The 13405-nt window shown below is 65.8% G+C and carries 13 protein-coding genes; 5 read left to right on the top strand and 8 right to left on the bottom strand.

The features are described 5' to 3' along the window. Window positions 1-386: 386 nt before the first annotated feature. Window positions 387-824: an enediyne antibiotic chromoprotein gene (locus tag AB0M65_RS35360; RefSeq protein ID WP_364037916.1), complete on the top strand. Its 438-nt coding sequence runs from the start codon at window positions 387-389 to the stop codon at window positions 822-824. A 64-nt stretch (window positions 825-888) separates the two neighbouring features. Here AB0M65_RS35360 and AB0M65_RS35355 read toward each other — a convergent pair whose 3' ends face one another. Further along, window positions 889-2202, bottom strand: coding sequence for a sialidase family protein (locus AB0M65_RS35355; protein WP_364037913.1), 1314 nt, complete (start codon window positions 2200-2202; stop codon window positions 889-891). A 368-nt stretch (window positions 2203-2570) separates the two neighbouring features. Here AB0M65_RS35355 and AB0M65_RS35350 point away from each other — a divergent pair, with 368 nt between their 5' ends. Then, the gene (locus AB0M65_RS35350) at window positions 2571-3338 is read left to right on the top strand and encodes a class I SAM-dependent methyltransferase (RefSeq protein ID WP_364037910.1); all 768 of its coding nucleotides are present in this window, start codon (window positions 2571-2573) and stop codon (window positions 3336-3338) included. Between the two features lie 195 nt (window positions 3339-3533). Here the strand turns inward: AB0M65_RS35350 and AB0M65_RS35345 are convergent, their stop codons facing one another. The 4 genes from AB0M65_RS35345 to AB0M65_RS35330 all read right to left on the bottom strand — a co-directional run bounded on the left by AB0M65_RS35345 (window position 3534) and on the right by AB0M65_RS35330 (window position 7799). Beyond that, window positions 3534-4682 carry an aminotransferase class I/II-fold pyridoxal phosphate-dependent enzyme gene (locus AB0M65_RS35345; protein WP_364037907.1) on the bottom strand — a complete coding sequence of 383 codons (1149 nt, stop codon included), beginning with the start codon at window positions 4680-4682 and terminating at the stop codon, window positions 3534-3536. Between the two features lie 41 nt (window positions 4683-4723). Beyond that, window positions 4724-5851, bottom strand: coding sequence for a nucleotide disphospho-sugar-binding domain-containing protein (locus AB0M65_RS35340; protein ID WP_364037904.1), 1128 nt, complete (start codon window positions 5849-5851; stop codon window positions 4724-4726). A 328-nt stretch (window positions 5852-6179) separates the two neighbouring features. Next, the gene (locus AB0M65_RS35335; protein ID WP_364037901.1) at window positions 6180-6617 is read right to left on the bottom strand and encodes an SgcJ/EcaC family oxidoreductase; all 438 of its coding nucleotides are present in this window, start codon (window positions 6615-6617) and stop codon (window positions 6180-6182) included. A gap of 12 nt (window positions 6618-6629) precedes the next feature. Continuing rightward, a complete protein-coding gene (locus AB0M65_RS35330) occupies window positions 6630-7799 on the bottom strand; it encodes an acyl-CoA dehydrogenase family protein (protein WP_364037898.1) in 1170 nt (389 codons plus the stop codon). Between the two features lie 248 nt (window positions 7800-8047). On the opposite strand from AB0M65_RS35330, the gene AB0M65_RS35325 reads away from it, so the two are divergent. After that, window positions 8048-9169 (top strand): epoxide hydrolase family protein, encoded by a 1122-nt coding sequence (locus AB0M65_RS35325; RefSeq protein WP_364037895.1) that lies wholly within the window; start codon window positions 8048-8050, stop codon window positions 9167-9169. A 33-nt stretch (window positions 9170-9202) separates the two neighbouring features. Here AB0M65_RS35325 and AB0M65_RS35320 read toward each other — a convergent pair whose 3' ends face one another. Next, complete coding sequence (locus tag AB0M65_RS35320; protein ID WP_364037892.1) at window positions 9203-10036, bottom strand: enoyl-CoA hydratase/isomerase family protein; 834 nt, start codon at window positions 10034-10036, stop codon at window positions 9203-9205. Window positions 10037-10159: 123 nt separating this feature from the next. On the opposite strand from AB0M65_RS35320, the gene AB0M65_RS35315 reads away from it, so the two are divergent. Then, window positions 10160-10552: a helix-turn-helix domain-containing protein gene (locus AB0M65_RS35315; RefSeq protein ID WP_364037889.1), complete on the top strand. Its 393-nt coding sequence runs from the start codon at window positions 10160-10162 to the stop codon at window positions 10550-10552. A gap of 60 nt (window positions 10553-10612) precedes the next feature. Here AB0M65_RS35315 and AB0M65_RS35310 read toward each other — a convergent pair whose 3' ends face one another. Continuing rightward, window positions 10613-11353, bottom strand: coding sequence for an SDR family oxidoreductase (locus tag AB0M65_RS35310; RefSeq protein ID WP_364037886.1), 741 nt, complete (start codon window positions 11351-11353; stop codon window positions 10613-10615). A gap of 25 nt (window positions 11354-11378) precedes the next feature. On the opposite strand from AB0M65_RS35310, the gene AB0M65_RS35305 reads away from it, so the two are divergent. Next, a complete protein-coding gene (locus AB0M65_RS35305) occupies window positions 11379-11981 on the top strand; it encodes a TetR/AcrR family transcriptional regulator (protein ID WP_364037883.1) in 603 nt (200 codons plus the stop codon). 191 nt (window positions 11982-12172) lie between these two features. Here AB0M65_RS35305 and AB0M65_RS35300 read toward each other — a convergent pair whose 3' ends face one another. After that, window positions 12173-12979 (bottom strand): SDR family oxidoreductase, encoded by an 807-nt coding sequence (locus tag AB0M65_RS35300; RefSeq protein ID WP_364037880.1) that lies wholly within the window; start codon window positions 12977-12979, stop codon window positions 12173-12175. Between the last annotated feature and the right edge of the window lie 426 nt (window positions 12980-13405).

Below are 13405 nucleotides of genomic sequence, written 5' to 3'. Positions count from 1 at the left end.
GAAGGCCCCCGTTGAGACCTTCGACGTCTCAACGGGGGCCTTCAGGACACGCCACGTTTGCCCTATCGCTCACATGAAGGCCCCCTTGATTGCACTGGACGCAATCAAGGGGGCCTTCGAGCAGAACGGGCGACGGGGGCTGAAATCGATCACCACTCACGATCTTCGCAGGTGAGAAAAGTCCACTTTGGACACACCGTCCCATGATCGGCCAAAGCGAGGAATGTCCGACTTCTCCTCGACTGCCACCCCGTCCAGTTCGTGTGTTCTTCACTGACCAACCTGTGTAAAGTCATTGGCAGATGAGGTTGAGAAAGCACACGGAAGTGCTGAGAAATCCACTCATCGCCTCTTAGAAATCCACCCCCATTGATCGGAGTATTTCGATGCGCGTAAAGAATGGCACCTCCCGCATTGCCAAGGTCGGCGCTATCGCGGTATTCGCCACCGGATTGGCACTCGGATCGTATTCTGTGGCCAACGCGGATACCGTGGAGTCTGTTTCCGTGACGCCTACGTCGGGTCTCACCAACGGCGCCACCGTGCAGGTTTCAGGTTCCGGGCTCGCCCCCAACTCCACGTTCTGGATCGGCGAGTGCGGCCAGGTCGGCGCAGACTGCCTCGGAGACGCGGGCAGGGTCCTTCAGGTCACCTCGAACAGCAGCGGTTCCATCTCCACTCCGCTGACAGTGGTCAAGCAGTTCAACGGCCACAAAGCGGACGGCAGCACGGTTGCCATCGACTGCAACACGGTTCAGTGCGCCGTCGGCGTCTTCACCGCCGACGCGTCCAACGTCGGAAAGGTGACGATCTCGTTCCAGTAGCCGTGGTACGGGTCATGAATGCCCGGTGCCGCCCCGTGCGAAGCAACCGGCACCGGGCATTCATTCACCCTCGCCCGTAAATACTTGTCGTGTAGATATCAGTGCGGTTGCCAAGGTCGCCATCGTTGGGTTTCGCGAATAGCGAGATGAAAGAGTTTTCTCCGGCGACGAGTCCGTATTGTACGCCCATGTACAAATATGGTGTCGGACCAAAGATGTCCGCTTTGGGTATGACGGCCAGATCGGACGGGCCGTCCACCTTCCGCTCCGACCACGTTGCACCACCATCGGCGGACGTTGCCAGCCAGAAGTCGGTTGGCAACGTCGCCGGGTCGGGGGTATTGGGCCGGAAGTCGTAATAGGTCACACCGACGGTACCGTCACGGCGAGCGGCCAGAGAGAGCGAAAAGGCCGATACCGAGGGGGCACGGCTGGCCGCGACCGGTTCGGACCAGGTGAGACCACCATCGGTCGAACGGGCGACGACGACGGCGTCGCGGGCACCGCCGGAGAACCGGGAATCCTGCCATGCCGTATACAGCACACCGCGTCCGTCCATGGCGCTGTGCATGAAGTACCCGGCGTCGGCGATAGGAGTTCCCGTATCCGGGTCCTTGGCACCCGCCGAGAACATCTCACTGATCTTCGCCGGCTGCGACCAGGTGCGCCCCTTGTCGGCGGATCGGATCGCCATGGCTTGGAATCCACGCTCATGAGTGACCGGATCCTCGGAGATGGCGGTGAAGGGGAAGACGAGAACGCCGTTCGGCAGTACCTCGACGCGGTTGGCGAACCCGTAGGTGTTGAGGCCGCCGTCGAAAATCGGGCGCGGCGGCTCCCAGGTCTTTCCGCCGTCGGAGCTTCTCGCCAGGTACATCGGCCCGGTGGACTGGCCGTCGTCCCGTGTTCCTATCCGGCACCAGACAAGGTAGACGTAGCGCGAGTCCGTCGGGTCCGCGGTGATGGTCGGGAAATCGTTCAGCACCATGCCGCTTTCCCGGGTGATGATTTCGGGGTTGCTCCAGGTTCGGCCGCCGTCGGCCGACTTCGTCACCTGGATCGCGTGTTCGGATTCGGGGCCGAAGAGGCCTCCGGTGATGGTGAGCGAAGTAAGGTACACGGTCCCGTCGAGCGCGATCGTGCTCCACACGTCGAGTATTCGCTTGAAATCGCCACCGTTCCCCTCGTCGCCGCCCGCGCATTCCGTCAACGGCGGAGTCGAGCGCGACCAGGATCGGCCACCATCGAATGAGGTCACGACCACGGCGCCACGCGAGCCGCCGTCCTGCCAGCGATCGACCTGATAGGTGCCGACCAGATGCCGCGGATCGCGGGGGTCGATCGAAAGAGTCGGCTGGACCTCGGAGTTCGTGTACAAGGTTGTCGGCGTTTGCTCGCCGGCGCAGCCCTGAACGAACGGGCTCGGCCGGGACGTCCGGACCGCCCGGCAGCCGGCGGAAGCGGAGTCGCCGATGAGCAGTGCGCTCATCGTGATCGCGATCGTCGTCCAGATCCGCCGGTATGTTCGCAGTCGATTCATGTGGTCACCCCTTGTTTTCTTGATCATCCGGCAAGGCCGATTCTAGTTATGCCTCTCCTCGATCGCCGACTTCCGCCATGCGCCATTCGCCATTGCGCGGGTTACGCGGACCGCAGTTCGCGAGTGGCCACGGTAACGAGACCGGCCGGATAATCGACAAGGAAGTCCGCCCGGTCCGGGCAAGGCCGAAAGAATACGGAGATCCCATGACAGACGAGCAGAACTGGGCCGACACGCACGCCGGCTGGGGAGAAGACCACACCGAACTCTACGACCTTGTCTTTCGCAGCAGGGGTAAGAATTTCGAGACCGAGGCCGACGACATCACGCGGCTGATCCAGTCCAGGTTCCCGGCCGCGGCCAGCCTCGCGGACGTCGCCTGTGGCACCGGCGCTCACTTGGCCAGGTTCGCGAACTCGTTCGAGCACATCGAGGGCGTCGACATCGCGCCGGCGATGCTGGGCGTCGCGCGCGGCAGACTGCCGGGTGTCAGCCTGCAGCTCGACGATATGCGGACCTTCGACCTCGGCCGGAAGTTCGACTCGGTGGTGTGCCTCGGAAACGCCATCGCCTGTCTCGAGTCGCGTGCGGATATGGAGGTGGCGATCCAGAACCTCGCCTCACACCTGGTACCCGGCGGCGTTCTGGTCGTGGAGCCAGGGTGGTTCCCCGACATGTTCATCGACGGCTATGTTGGCGGGCATCTGGTGCGAGACAACGGCAAGGTCGTCTCCCGGGTCACCCATTCCGTACGGCAAGGCGATCACGCGAGGGTGGAGATCAAGTTCGTGGTTGGCGAGTCGACGGGCTTCCGCGAATGGACGGACTACTTCTTCATGAACCTGTTCACGCAGGAGGAGTACGTGTCGGCTTTCGATCGAGCCGACTGCTCGGTCGAACTTCTGGATATCCCGTGGACGCTCGGGTCGGCACCGCATAACGCGCCGGGCCTGTTCGTCGCCGTCCGAAAGTGACACTTGGCCGGCCGTCCGCTGGTGCGCGAGGTGATGACGCGCGCCACGCGATCGGCCCGGCCGTCGCGACGGCCGGGCCGCTCATTGCGAAGGTGGAGCACAACGAAGAGGAGCACCCGCGCACGCTCGGCCATGGCAGCTGGGACCAGCCACTGGCCGAGCGCGGCGAACACTGAGATCCGGTCGCCGCGACGCCTACGCTCTCGCGCAGGCGTCGCGGATGATCTCACAGACAGCCGCGATCTCGGCCGGACCGATGGCGGTGCCGGTCGGCAGCGAAAGCACCCGCTCGCACAGCGCCTCGGTACGGGGCAACGGGAGCGGAGCGTGGACGGACGGACGCCCCCGATACGGGTCGATCATGTGGCACCCCGGATGGAAATAGGGACGGGCGAGGACATTGTGCTCGGTCAGGACCGCCTGAACCGCGTCGCGATGGATCCCCGCGGTCTCCGGGTCCACCTCGATGACGACGTACTGATGGTTCGCGCGTTCCTCGTCGGCCTGTTCGTAGACTTTGATACCGGGAAGCCCCGCGAGCCCGTCGCGGTAGGACTCATGGTTGTTCCGGTTGATCTCCATGAACGCTTCCATGGCCTCAAGCGAGGTCAGCCCCATCGCGGCCGCGGCCTCGGTCATCCGCCCGTTTATCCCGCACGCCACGGTCTCGCGATTGTCGTCGAGGCCGAGGTTTCGCATGACCCTCGCCTGCGACGCGATGCGCTCGTCGTTCGTCACGATGGCGCCGCCTTCGAAGCTGTTCACGTACTTCGTGGCGTGGAAGGAGAAGATCTCCGCCGATCCGAACCCGCCGACCGGTTTCCCCTTGTAAGTGCACCCGACGGCCTGCGCGGCGTCGAACAGCACTGGAATCCCGTGCCATTCGGCCAGCTTCGAGAGCTGATCGATCTCGCAAGGGCGGCCGAACACATGGACTCCGACGATGGCGCGCGTCTTGGGCCCGATGAGCTGTTCGACGTGTTCGGGGTCGGCGTTCGCCGTACCGGCTTCCACGTCACAGAAGACCGGAACCAGGCCGACCCACTGGAGTGCGTGCGGTGTCGCGGGTGAGGTGAACGAGGGAACGACGACCTCGTCACCCGGTTCGAGCCCGGCCGCCTTGGCCGCGATCTGGATACCGGTTGTCGCGTTGGCCACCGGAACGCAATGCTCGGTTTCCGCCAGTTCGGCCACCCGAGCCTCGAATTCCTGGACCAAAGGGCCGTTGTTGGCCAGCCACAGCCGATCCAGGGCACCGTTGATCCTCTCCAGGAACCGATCCCGGTCACCCACGTTGGGGCGTCCGACGTGAAGCGGATTACTGAACAAGGACTTCTTCACCATCGGTCGTCATCCTTCACGTTAGTCAGGTATCCAACGGTGCCTCAGGAGATCAGCTCTTCGAACATGTCGACGATCTCGAGCGGCGAGGGCGCGGCAGCCATTTCGGCGGCGATATCCGATGCGGCGATGCCGAACTTCACCGATCCGAGCAATTCCAAGCAGCCTTTGGCCACGGTTTGCGGCGTGATCCGCGCGGGAAGCAGTCGAATGCCGGCACCGGATTCCGCCACCGCGCCCGCGTTCTCGAACTGATCGTCGAACTGCGGGAGCACCAGCTGAGGAATCCCTGCCTCGAGTGCGGTCAGCGCGGTTCCTTGGCCACCGTGGTGGACGACGAGATCACAAGCCGCGAGGACCTGGGACAACGGCATCCGGCCCACGTGACGGATGACGTCGGGCAGCGGTGGCCACGATGCGGCGACCACGCCGTCGACGGCGACCACGATCTCGACGTTCAGCTCGGCCAGCTGTTCCAGGATGGGCAGCACAAGCTGGGAGAATCGTCCCATTCCCAGGTGCGGGACCACGGTGCCCAGTGTCAGACAGATTCGGCCCCCGGCCTGTCGTTCCACGGCCCAGGGCGGGACACTGGCGTCCCCGTTGTAGGACACGTGCCGGATACTCCGGTGATCGGCCGCGTAGGGCAGCCGGAGGCTTCGCGGCCAAGGATTGACCACCCTGTCCGGCCGAGGCAATCCGTCCAGCCCCCGCGCCTCGAGCTCACCGGCGAGGATGTCGGCGCCACCCATCCGGTACTCACCGAGTTCGGCGATCCCCCAGTGGAATTCCACCCACGGGACGCCGCTCACCGCGGCGGCGATCGGCCCGCTGAGCTCCGCCCGTTCGCTGACGACGAGGTCCGGCCGCCACGCGTTCATCAGCGACGTCATTCCCGGCAGGTTCTGGGCAGCGATCTCGGCGAAGACGCGACCATGCGCATACCGGCGCAGCCCCTCGCCGTCCTTGAAATCCCCGGCGGTCAAATCGACCAAGGACACCATGGCCGATCCGCACGAAACCGCGGGCAGGCCCGCACGAAGTACCGTGGGCACGAATTCCCCCGAAGTGGCCACCAACACCTCGTGGCCACTCGCCCGGAAAGCCCACGCGAGTGGCACCAACGGGAAGAAGTGACCGGACAAGGGCACGGTGGTGAAGAGAATCCGCATATATGTCTCCGACGTGGACATCCGCTTTTGGTGGTTCCGCGACACTCACTGAAGCAAATCGTAAACGCCGGGTTTCCCGCACGTTTATCCGTAACTGGCGTTTTACGGCCACAGCGGAGTTCAGAGCAGAATGCGAGAGGCCGGGTTGATACCAGCCGGTGACGAGGATCAGCTCGACAGCGCCGTCCAGCCGCCCAGGTCTCGTCGGAGCGGTCGAAGGTCGTGTGGAGAACCAAAATCCGTGCCTTCACGGCCCTCAGCCCACCGGGCCCCGGGCAGACGGAAACCCGGGCCCAGAGAGGGGAGGCCCGGGTTCCGGTGAGGAGGGTCAGGCGGCCGTGCCCGGTTTGGGCAGCTGCTGCTTGGCCGGGGTGTTCTGATAGGACGCCAGATGCCAGGCGCCGTCCCGTTTGACGACCGTCCACGAGGCACGGATCGACTGGGAGTCCGCGACCTCGGTCTCGCCGGGACCGAGCACGCCGCCCTGGGTGATCAGGACGCCGGAGTCCGGGGTGAAGAACCGGATCTCCAGCGGACGCCCGGTGACCTGGGTGCCCTTGTAGTTGCCCTCGAACGATTCCACGAGGAACGACCGGATCTCGTCACGGCCCTTCTTGTAGACGCCGGGAAGGATCATCGTGCCGTCTTCGGTGAAAACACCGGCGAAGGAGTCGGCGTCGTGGTAGGCCCACGCGGCGATCACCTTCTGGGTCAGCGCCGCGATCGCCGCCTGGTCGGCGGCGGTGCCGGTTTCGGTCGTGGTCATCGGTGGATCCTCCTAGATGTAGAGGGTGTTGGCCTCAAGCCCGCAGAGCACGCGGCCGTACAGCTCGTTGTTGGTGTTGGGGTGCATCAGCGCGTGGAGGTTGACCGCGGCGACGTCGCGGGCAATGCGCTGGATCGGGATGCCGTGGTAGACCGACGAACCGCCGGAAGCGCCGGCCAGGATGTCGATGCCTTCCTTGGCGAGGCGGACCACGGCGCCGAGGTCGGCCCGCGCGACCGCGCGTTCCTCGAGTTTCCACGGCGTGCCGTCCGCGGTCTTCCGGTCGACCAAAGTGGACACCCGGTGCGCGTGGAACTCGGCCTCGTCGATCTTCAGCGCCGACTCGGCCACCTGGTGGTGCGTGATGGGGGCTTCGCGCTGCGATGCGTAGGCCGTGTAAGTGATCTTGCGGTCCGGCAGACGCTTGAGGAAGGTGTCCTGCGCGCCCTTCGCCATCCCCACGAGCGTCCCCACCGAGGACGCCGAGGCGACCGGAAGCAGCGGCGCCCGGTAGATCGAGGCCGAAGCCGCGCCCTGACCTTCCAGCACCGCTTGCAGCGGGAGCACCCGCTCAGCCGGGATGAAGACGTCCTGCGCCACCGTCGACACGCTGCCGGTGCCGCGCAGGCCCGAGGTGTCCCAGTCGTCCACGATCAGCAGGTCCGAGATCGGCACCAGCGCCATGATCGGGTACGGCTCGCCCTCCGGTGGCACGAAGATCGCGATGATCTCCTGCCACTGCGCGTGCAATGCCCCACTGATGAAGCCCCATTTGCCGTTCACCACGACCCCGCCGTCGGCCGGCGCGGCCATCGCCGACGGGCTCAGCGTGCCGCAGACGCGGACATCCGGGGTGGCGAACACCTCGTCCTGCACCGCCTCCGGGAACTGGCAGGCCATCCAGGTCGGGATCCAGTACACCGAGGCCACCCAGGCGGCGGAGCCGTCGGCACGGCCGATCTCGGTGGCGACGTCGACCAGGGTTCGCGTGTCAGCTTCGTAGCCGCCGTAACGCTTGGGGCGGCGCAGTTTGAAGACGCCGGCGTCGGCCAGCGCCTCGATGGACTCCTCGTGTACCCGCCGGTTCTGTTCCTGCCAGTTCGAGTGCTTCTTCAGTGCGGGGGCGAGTTCGGCCACGCGGAGAACCAGTTCCTCGCGCGTCGGAACATGGATGCTCGACACCTTGACCTCCTAGATCGTCGACTGTTTCAGCTTCGCAGCGGCCGGAAGACGTCGCTTCTTCCTGCTTGCCGGTGCGTCAAGGTGCCGCACGTTCGGAGGTGCGGTCGAGACAGGTCGACGATCACGGAAGCCGGTGCGCTGAGCGTGATCGCGGCCAGGTGCGCCGAGCAGCGGTCGGTGTCGGAAGTAACCTCGTTCCAGCAGCGGAGACTCGGCCAGAGAATGGTCGTCAAGGGAGGGAGCCCACCATGGTCGCCGAGCCGTTCAGGGTCAGCATCACCGAAGCCGAGATCGCGGACCTGCGTGAACGATTGCGACGCACACGGTGGCCCGAGCGCGAGCCAGTGGACGACTGGTCACAGGGTTTGCCGCTGGCCTATGCGCAGGAGCTGTGCCGCAGCTGGGCCGAGGACTACGACTTCGGGTACGCCGAGCGGCTGAACGTCTTCCCGCAGTACCGCGACACAATCGACGGGCTGGGCATCCACTTCCTACATGTCCGCTCGCCGGAGCCGGACGCGTTCCCGCTCGTGCTCACGCACGGGTGGCCAGGTTCGGTGCTCGAGTTCCTGGAGGTCCTCGGCCCGCTGACCGACCCGCGCGCGCATGGCGGTGACCCAGCAGACGCGTTCCACGTGGTCGCGCCGTCGCTGCCCGGGTACGGCTGGAGTGACAAGCCGTCGACGACCGGCTGGGGCGTCACTCGCACCGCGCACGCCTGGGACACGCTGATGGTTTCGCAGGGTTACCACCGGTACGGCGCGCAGGGCGGTGACTGGGGTTCGGCAGTGTCCGGTGCGCTGGGCGAGGTGGCACCCGAGCGGGTCGCCGGCGTCCACCTGAACCTGGGCTCCGTGGCGGCGGGCACCTTCGACGACCCGACGCCCGCGGAGCTGGCGAACCTCCAGGCCGAGAAGGAGTTCCAGCGCACCGGCCGGGGGTACTCGGCGCTCCAAGCGACCCGGCCGCAGACCCTCGGCTACGGCCTCACCGACTCCCCGGCAGGCCAGGCCGCCTGGATCGCCGAGAAGTTCTGGGCATGGACGGACAACAACGGCCACCCCGAGGACGCGTTTTCACTGCGGAAGATCCTCGACGAGATCTCGGTCTATTGGTTCACCGCGTCAGCCACATCATCGGCGCGCCTGTACTGGGAGAGCTTCGCCAACTTCCGAGACAAGGTCACCGCGCCATCCGGGCTGTCGGTCTACCCACGCGACATAACCCGCCCATCGCGGCGAGAGGCCGAACTGCGGTTCACCGACCTACGCTGGTTCGAGGAACTGCCGCGAGGTGGCCACTTCGCGGCCCTGGAGCAGCCGGAGTCGCTGGTCGAGCAGGTGCGCGGGTTCTTCCGCCTGTTCCGCTGACTGTCCGTGCCACCCCGGCTCTGGCCCGCTGGATCAGCCGGCCAGCGTGCGGAGCAGGCTCTCCAGATCGCGTTCGCCGTCGCGGGTCTGGGCACCGTGGGCCAGCCCGCCGCGGATCAACTGTTCGGCCGCGGGCCGGACGATCTGGCCCGCCCAAGCGTCGTGTTCACGCAGGAAGCCTTCGGCCAGGTCAGCGGGAACGATGGCGCGTTTGGCCGCGGCGATCACGCCCTCGGGCAGTGCGGCGATGTCGCGGGCGAGGCGGTCGACGAAGTCGTCGAGTTCATCGGCGGGTACGGCCCGGTTGATCCAGCCGTAGCGTTCGGCGATCCGCGCGTCGTGCAACTCGGCGCCGAGCACCACCTCCAAAGCGCGGTTGCGGCCGATCCGGTCGGCGAGGTACTGGGTGCCGCCGCCCCCGGGGACAATGCCCATGAGTGCCTCGACCTGGCCGATCCCGGCGCGACCGATCGCCGCGAATGCCATGTCCGCCGCCGTGACGAACTCCGCCCCTCCGCCGCGGGCCAGGCCGGCGAGCTTGACGATCGTCACCTGTGGCTGGTGCCGGAGCAACTCCCCGAGGGCCTGGAAGACGTTGACACCGTCGGGTGTGTCGGCCGCGAGTCCGTCGAAGGCGTCCGGCGCGTCGACGAGTGCCATGTCGACGTGGGCGATGAAGAAGTCCGGATCGGCGCTGTCGAACACGATCACCCGGACCGATTCGTCGTCCCGCAGCCCAGTCAACAGCCGCCGCAGGTCGGCCATGAGGGCGACGTCCAGGACGTTGACGGGTGGGTTGTCGAGGGTGACACGGGCGATGCCTGCCTCATGGTTCACTCGCAGGGTCGCGTAGGCGTCGTGGTGCACGAAGAATCTCCGATCAGTACCTGTCGGGCAGCTAAGTTCCTGATGTATACCTAGGCTGAAGCGGCGGGAGACCGGCGTCAATAACGCACTTTCGGCATCTCAAGGATCGTGGAGGATACCGACATGACCACTCCCGGCACCGGTACGGACACGGGCGTCGTCTACCGGGCCGACTGCCCCAGTCGCCCGATCCTCGACCAGATCGCCGACAAATGGTCGATGATGGTGATGGCCGTCCTCGACAGGCCCCGCCGGTTCAACGACATCAAGCGCCACCTCGAAGGCGTGACTCAGCGGGTCCTGACCCAGACCCTGCGCCGCCTGGAACGCAACGGGATGATCGAACGGCGCGTGCTGCCGACCTCACCGGTCGGAGTCGAGTACTCCCTTACCCCGCTCGGCGAATCCCTGCGCGAACCCTTCGGTCACCTGTACGACTGGACGACCGCCCACGCGGACGAGATCCAGAACTGCCGGCAGAGCTACGACCAGCGTCGTGACGCCGAACGAACGTAGCTCGCCGGCAACGACCATCTGCTACCTGCAAGACGTGCTCGTGCCGATGAGCGGGTCAACTCAGCCTTGACGAGTCGGTCGAATGGTCAGGTCCCCGATTTCGACGTCGTCGGGTTGGTCGATCGCGAAGGCGATCGCTCGTGCCACCGCCGTGGGGTCGATACCGAGAACGGCCATGTTCCGCTTCATCTGCTCGCGCACGGCCGGATCGTCGACAGCGTTGTCGACAAGTTCGGTGCGGACGTAGCCCGGGGAGATCGACGTCGTCCGCAAAACCCCGTCGGTGCTCTCCTGCCGCAGGCCCTCCAGGAGGGTCCGTACCGCGTTCTTCGTCCCCGCGTACACCGCCTGGGTGGGCACGATCTTCAGGCCAGAGGTCGAGACGACAGTGACGAGGTGGCCACTGCCCTGACTGCGGAACACGGGCAGGGCCGCAGCGATTCCGTGCAGGATCCCCTTGACGTTCACGTCAACCATCGCCGACCAGCCCTCGACATCCAGGTCGGCGACGGTGCTGATCCTGCTGACCCCGGCATTGCCCACCAAGACGTCCAGCCTGCCGAAACGCTCGACGGCCAGTGCGACGAGCGACTGGAGATCACCGGGATCGGTTACGTCCACGCGCGTGGCGGCCGCCACGCCGCCGTCGGCTTTGATTTCGGTGATCAGCCGGTCGAGCCGGTCGGTGCGGCGGGCACCGAGGACGACGGTCGCGCCGAGTGAGGCGAGGAGGCGAGCTGTCGCTTCACCGATTCCGCTGCTGGCGCCGGTGATGGCGACGACCTTGCCATGAATGGGCATCGAGATCCTCCGTTAGAGTGGACACATGTCCGGTTACCTCGACAACCGTAGCGGACACGTGTCCGCTTCCACTGAAGCCGGGGGATCACGGCGTGCGGACGCACAGCGAAACCGCGAACGGATCATCCAAGCGGCACACGATCTCGTGCACGAGCCAGGGGAACTGAAGCTCAACGCGGTCGCGAAGGCCTGCGGTATCGGGCAGGGCACGCTGTACCGGCACTTTCCGACACGTGAGGACCTCCTGGCCGAGGTGTACCGCCACGAAGTGGAAGAGCTGGTCGCCGCGGCTCCGCGGCTGCTGACGACTCACCAACCGCTGGATGCGTTGGCGGCGTGGTTCGACCGGGTGGCCGCCTACGCCAGGGTCAAGCGCGATGTGTTCGCCGCCGTCGAGGCAGCGACGTGGCGTGACCTCGCTGCCCACAGCCTCGGCCCGATCGGTGAGGCGGTGGAACTGCTGCTGGCCGCCGGTCGCTCGGCCGGCAGCGTCCGCGCCGACGCCGAAGCCCGCGACGTCATCGTGCTTATCAGCTGGTTGTCTCGGCTGGATGACGCCGAACTCGACGCGCGAGGGCCGCGGTTGCTGTCGATCCTCGTCGACGGTCTCCACGCACAACGCCCCTGAAGCGAACGCGCCGTGGGTGCGCTCACCACTATTCGAAGCCGCCCCAACGAGGAGGAACGAGAGCCCCTGGACCTGCAACAACAGAGGAAACGTCTGGTCAGGAGCTGGTTTGGTCTTCCCTGACACGGAAGATGCCGCCCTTTGTGGAAGGTGAAGGTCGGCAGGATCGGCTGCGCCGAAGTGAAACCGATCTAGGGGGTACCCGATGCGGTCGTCGCGATGCCGCCGTCTACCGGGATGATGGTGCCCGTGAGGTAGGAACCAGCCCGGCTGGCGAGAAACACGGCGATACCCGCCATGTCGTCGTCGCGGCCGAGCCGGCGCAGAGGGGCCGCCGCCGCGATCGTGTCGCCGACGGCATCGAGCGTGGACGCCATCATCTGTGACGGGAACACTCCCGGCGCTACCGCGTTCACCGTCACGTGCTGTGGACCCAGTTCTCTGGCAAGCACTCTGGTGAGTTGATGGAGTGCCGCTTTGCTTGCGGCGTACGAGTAGTTGGGCGACTGGGCGACGTGGATGGCGGCGATACTGCCGATGTTGATGATGCGCGCGGGATCATCGGCGGTGCCTGCCCTGCGAAGTGCGGGGAGCAGCGCCTGCACCAGCCAGAACGGCGACTTGAGGTTGAGGTCGATCACTGCGTCCCAGGCCTCGTCCGGGAACGTCGCCAGCGGCTCGCGCCACATCGCTCCCGCGTTGTTGACGAGGATGTCCAGGCGTTCCGAGCCGGCCTTGACAAGATCAGCGAGGCGCTGACACTCGTCGTGCCTGGACAGGTCGGCGGGGATTGCTTGAACGTCGCCGAATTCGGATAGTAGACGCTGTGCCTCCGCGCACGCGTCCGCCTTGCGTGAGCTGATGACGACGCGGGCGCCCGCCTGGAGAAGGCCGCGCGCTATCATCATCCCAATGCCCCTGGTGCCGCCTGTGACGAGGGCATACTTCCCACTCAGATCGAAAAGTTCTGTATGAGTGGTGAATTGGTTGTCCGCCATGGTCTCCGTGCCTTGTGTCGTGGAAGAACTCGCCGACACCAGGTTGACAGGCGTTTTGGACGTCTGGGAGACCCTGGCGATACAGGTACTGCGAGAGCCCCCTTGCCTGGTGCGCGGACTCACGCCGCACTTGGTCAACGACCAGGTCGGTTCCAATACCACGTAGCGTAAGTTGATCAACCTCTTGGCCTGGGTTTCTCGTCGGCAATGACAGCCGGCGCGACACCCGGGCGCATGCGTCCATTATGGACAGCGACAGGTGTGGCGACAGCGGTACAGGTGGCGTCGGCCGCGGGGTCGTGAGTGATTTGGGTCGTTAGGGCCTTGCCTAGGTACAGGAAGGCCCCCTTCCTGTACCTAGGCGCAAGGAAGGGGGCCTTCATGTACCTCAGGCGAGCAACGGGGCGCCGGTACCGAACGGGCAGG

Source organism: Amycolatopsis sp. NPDC051071 (genome assembly GCF_040682875.1).
Taxonomy (GTDB): domain Bacteria; phylum Actinomycetota; class Actinomycetes; order Mycobacteriales; family Pseudonocardiaceae; genus Amycolatopsis.
This window is presented reverse-complemented; position numbering and strand designations above follow the sequence as displayed.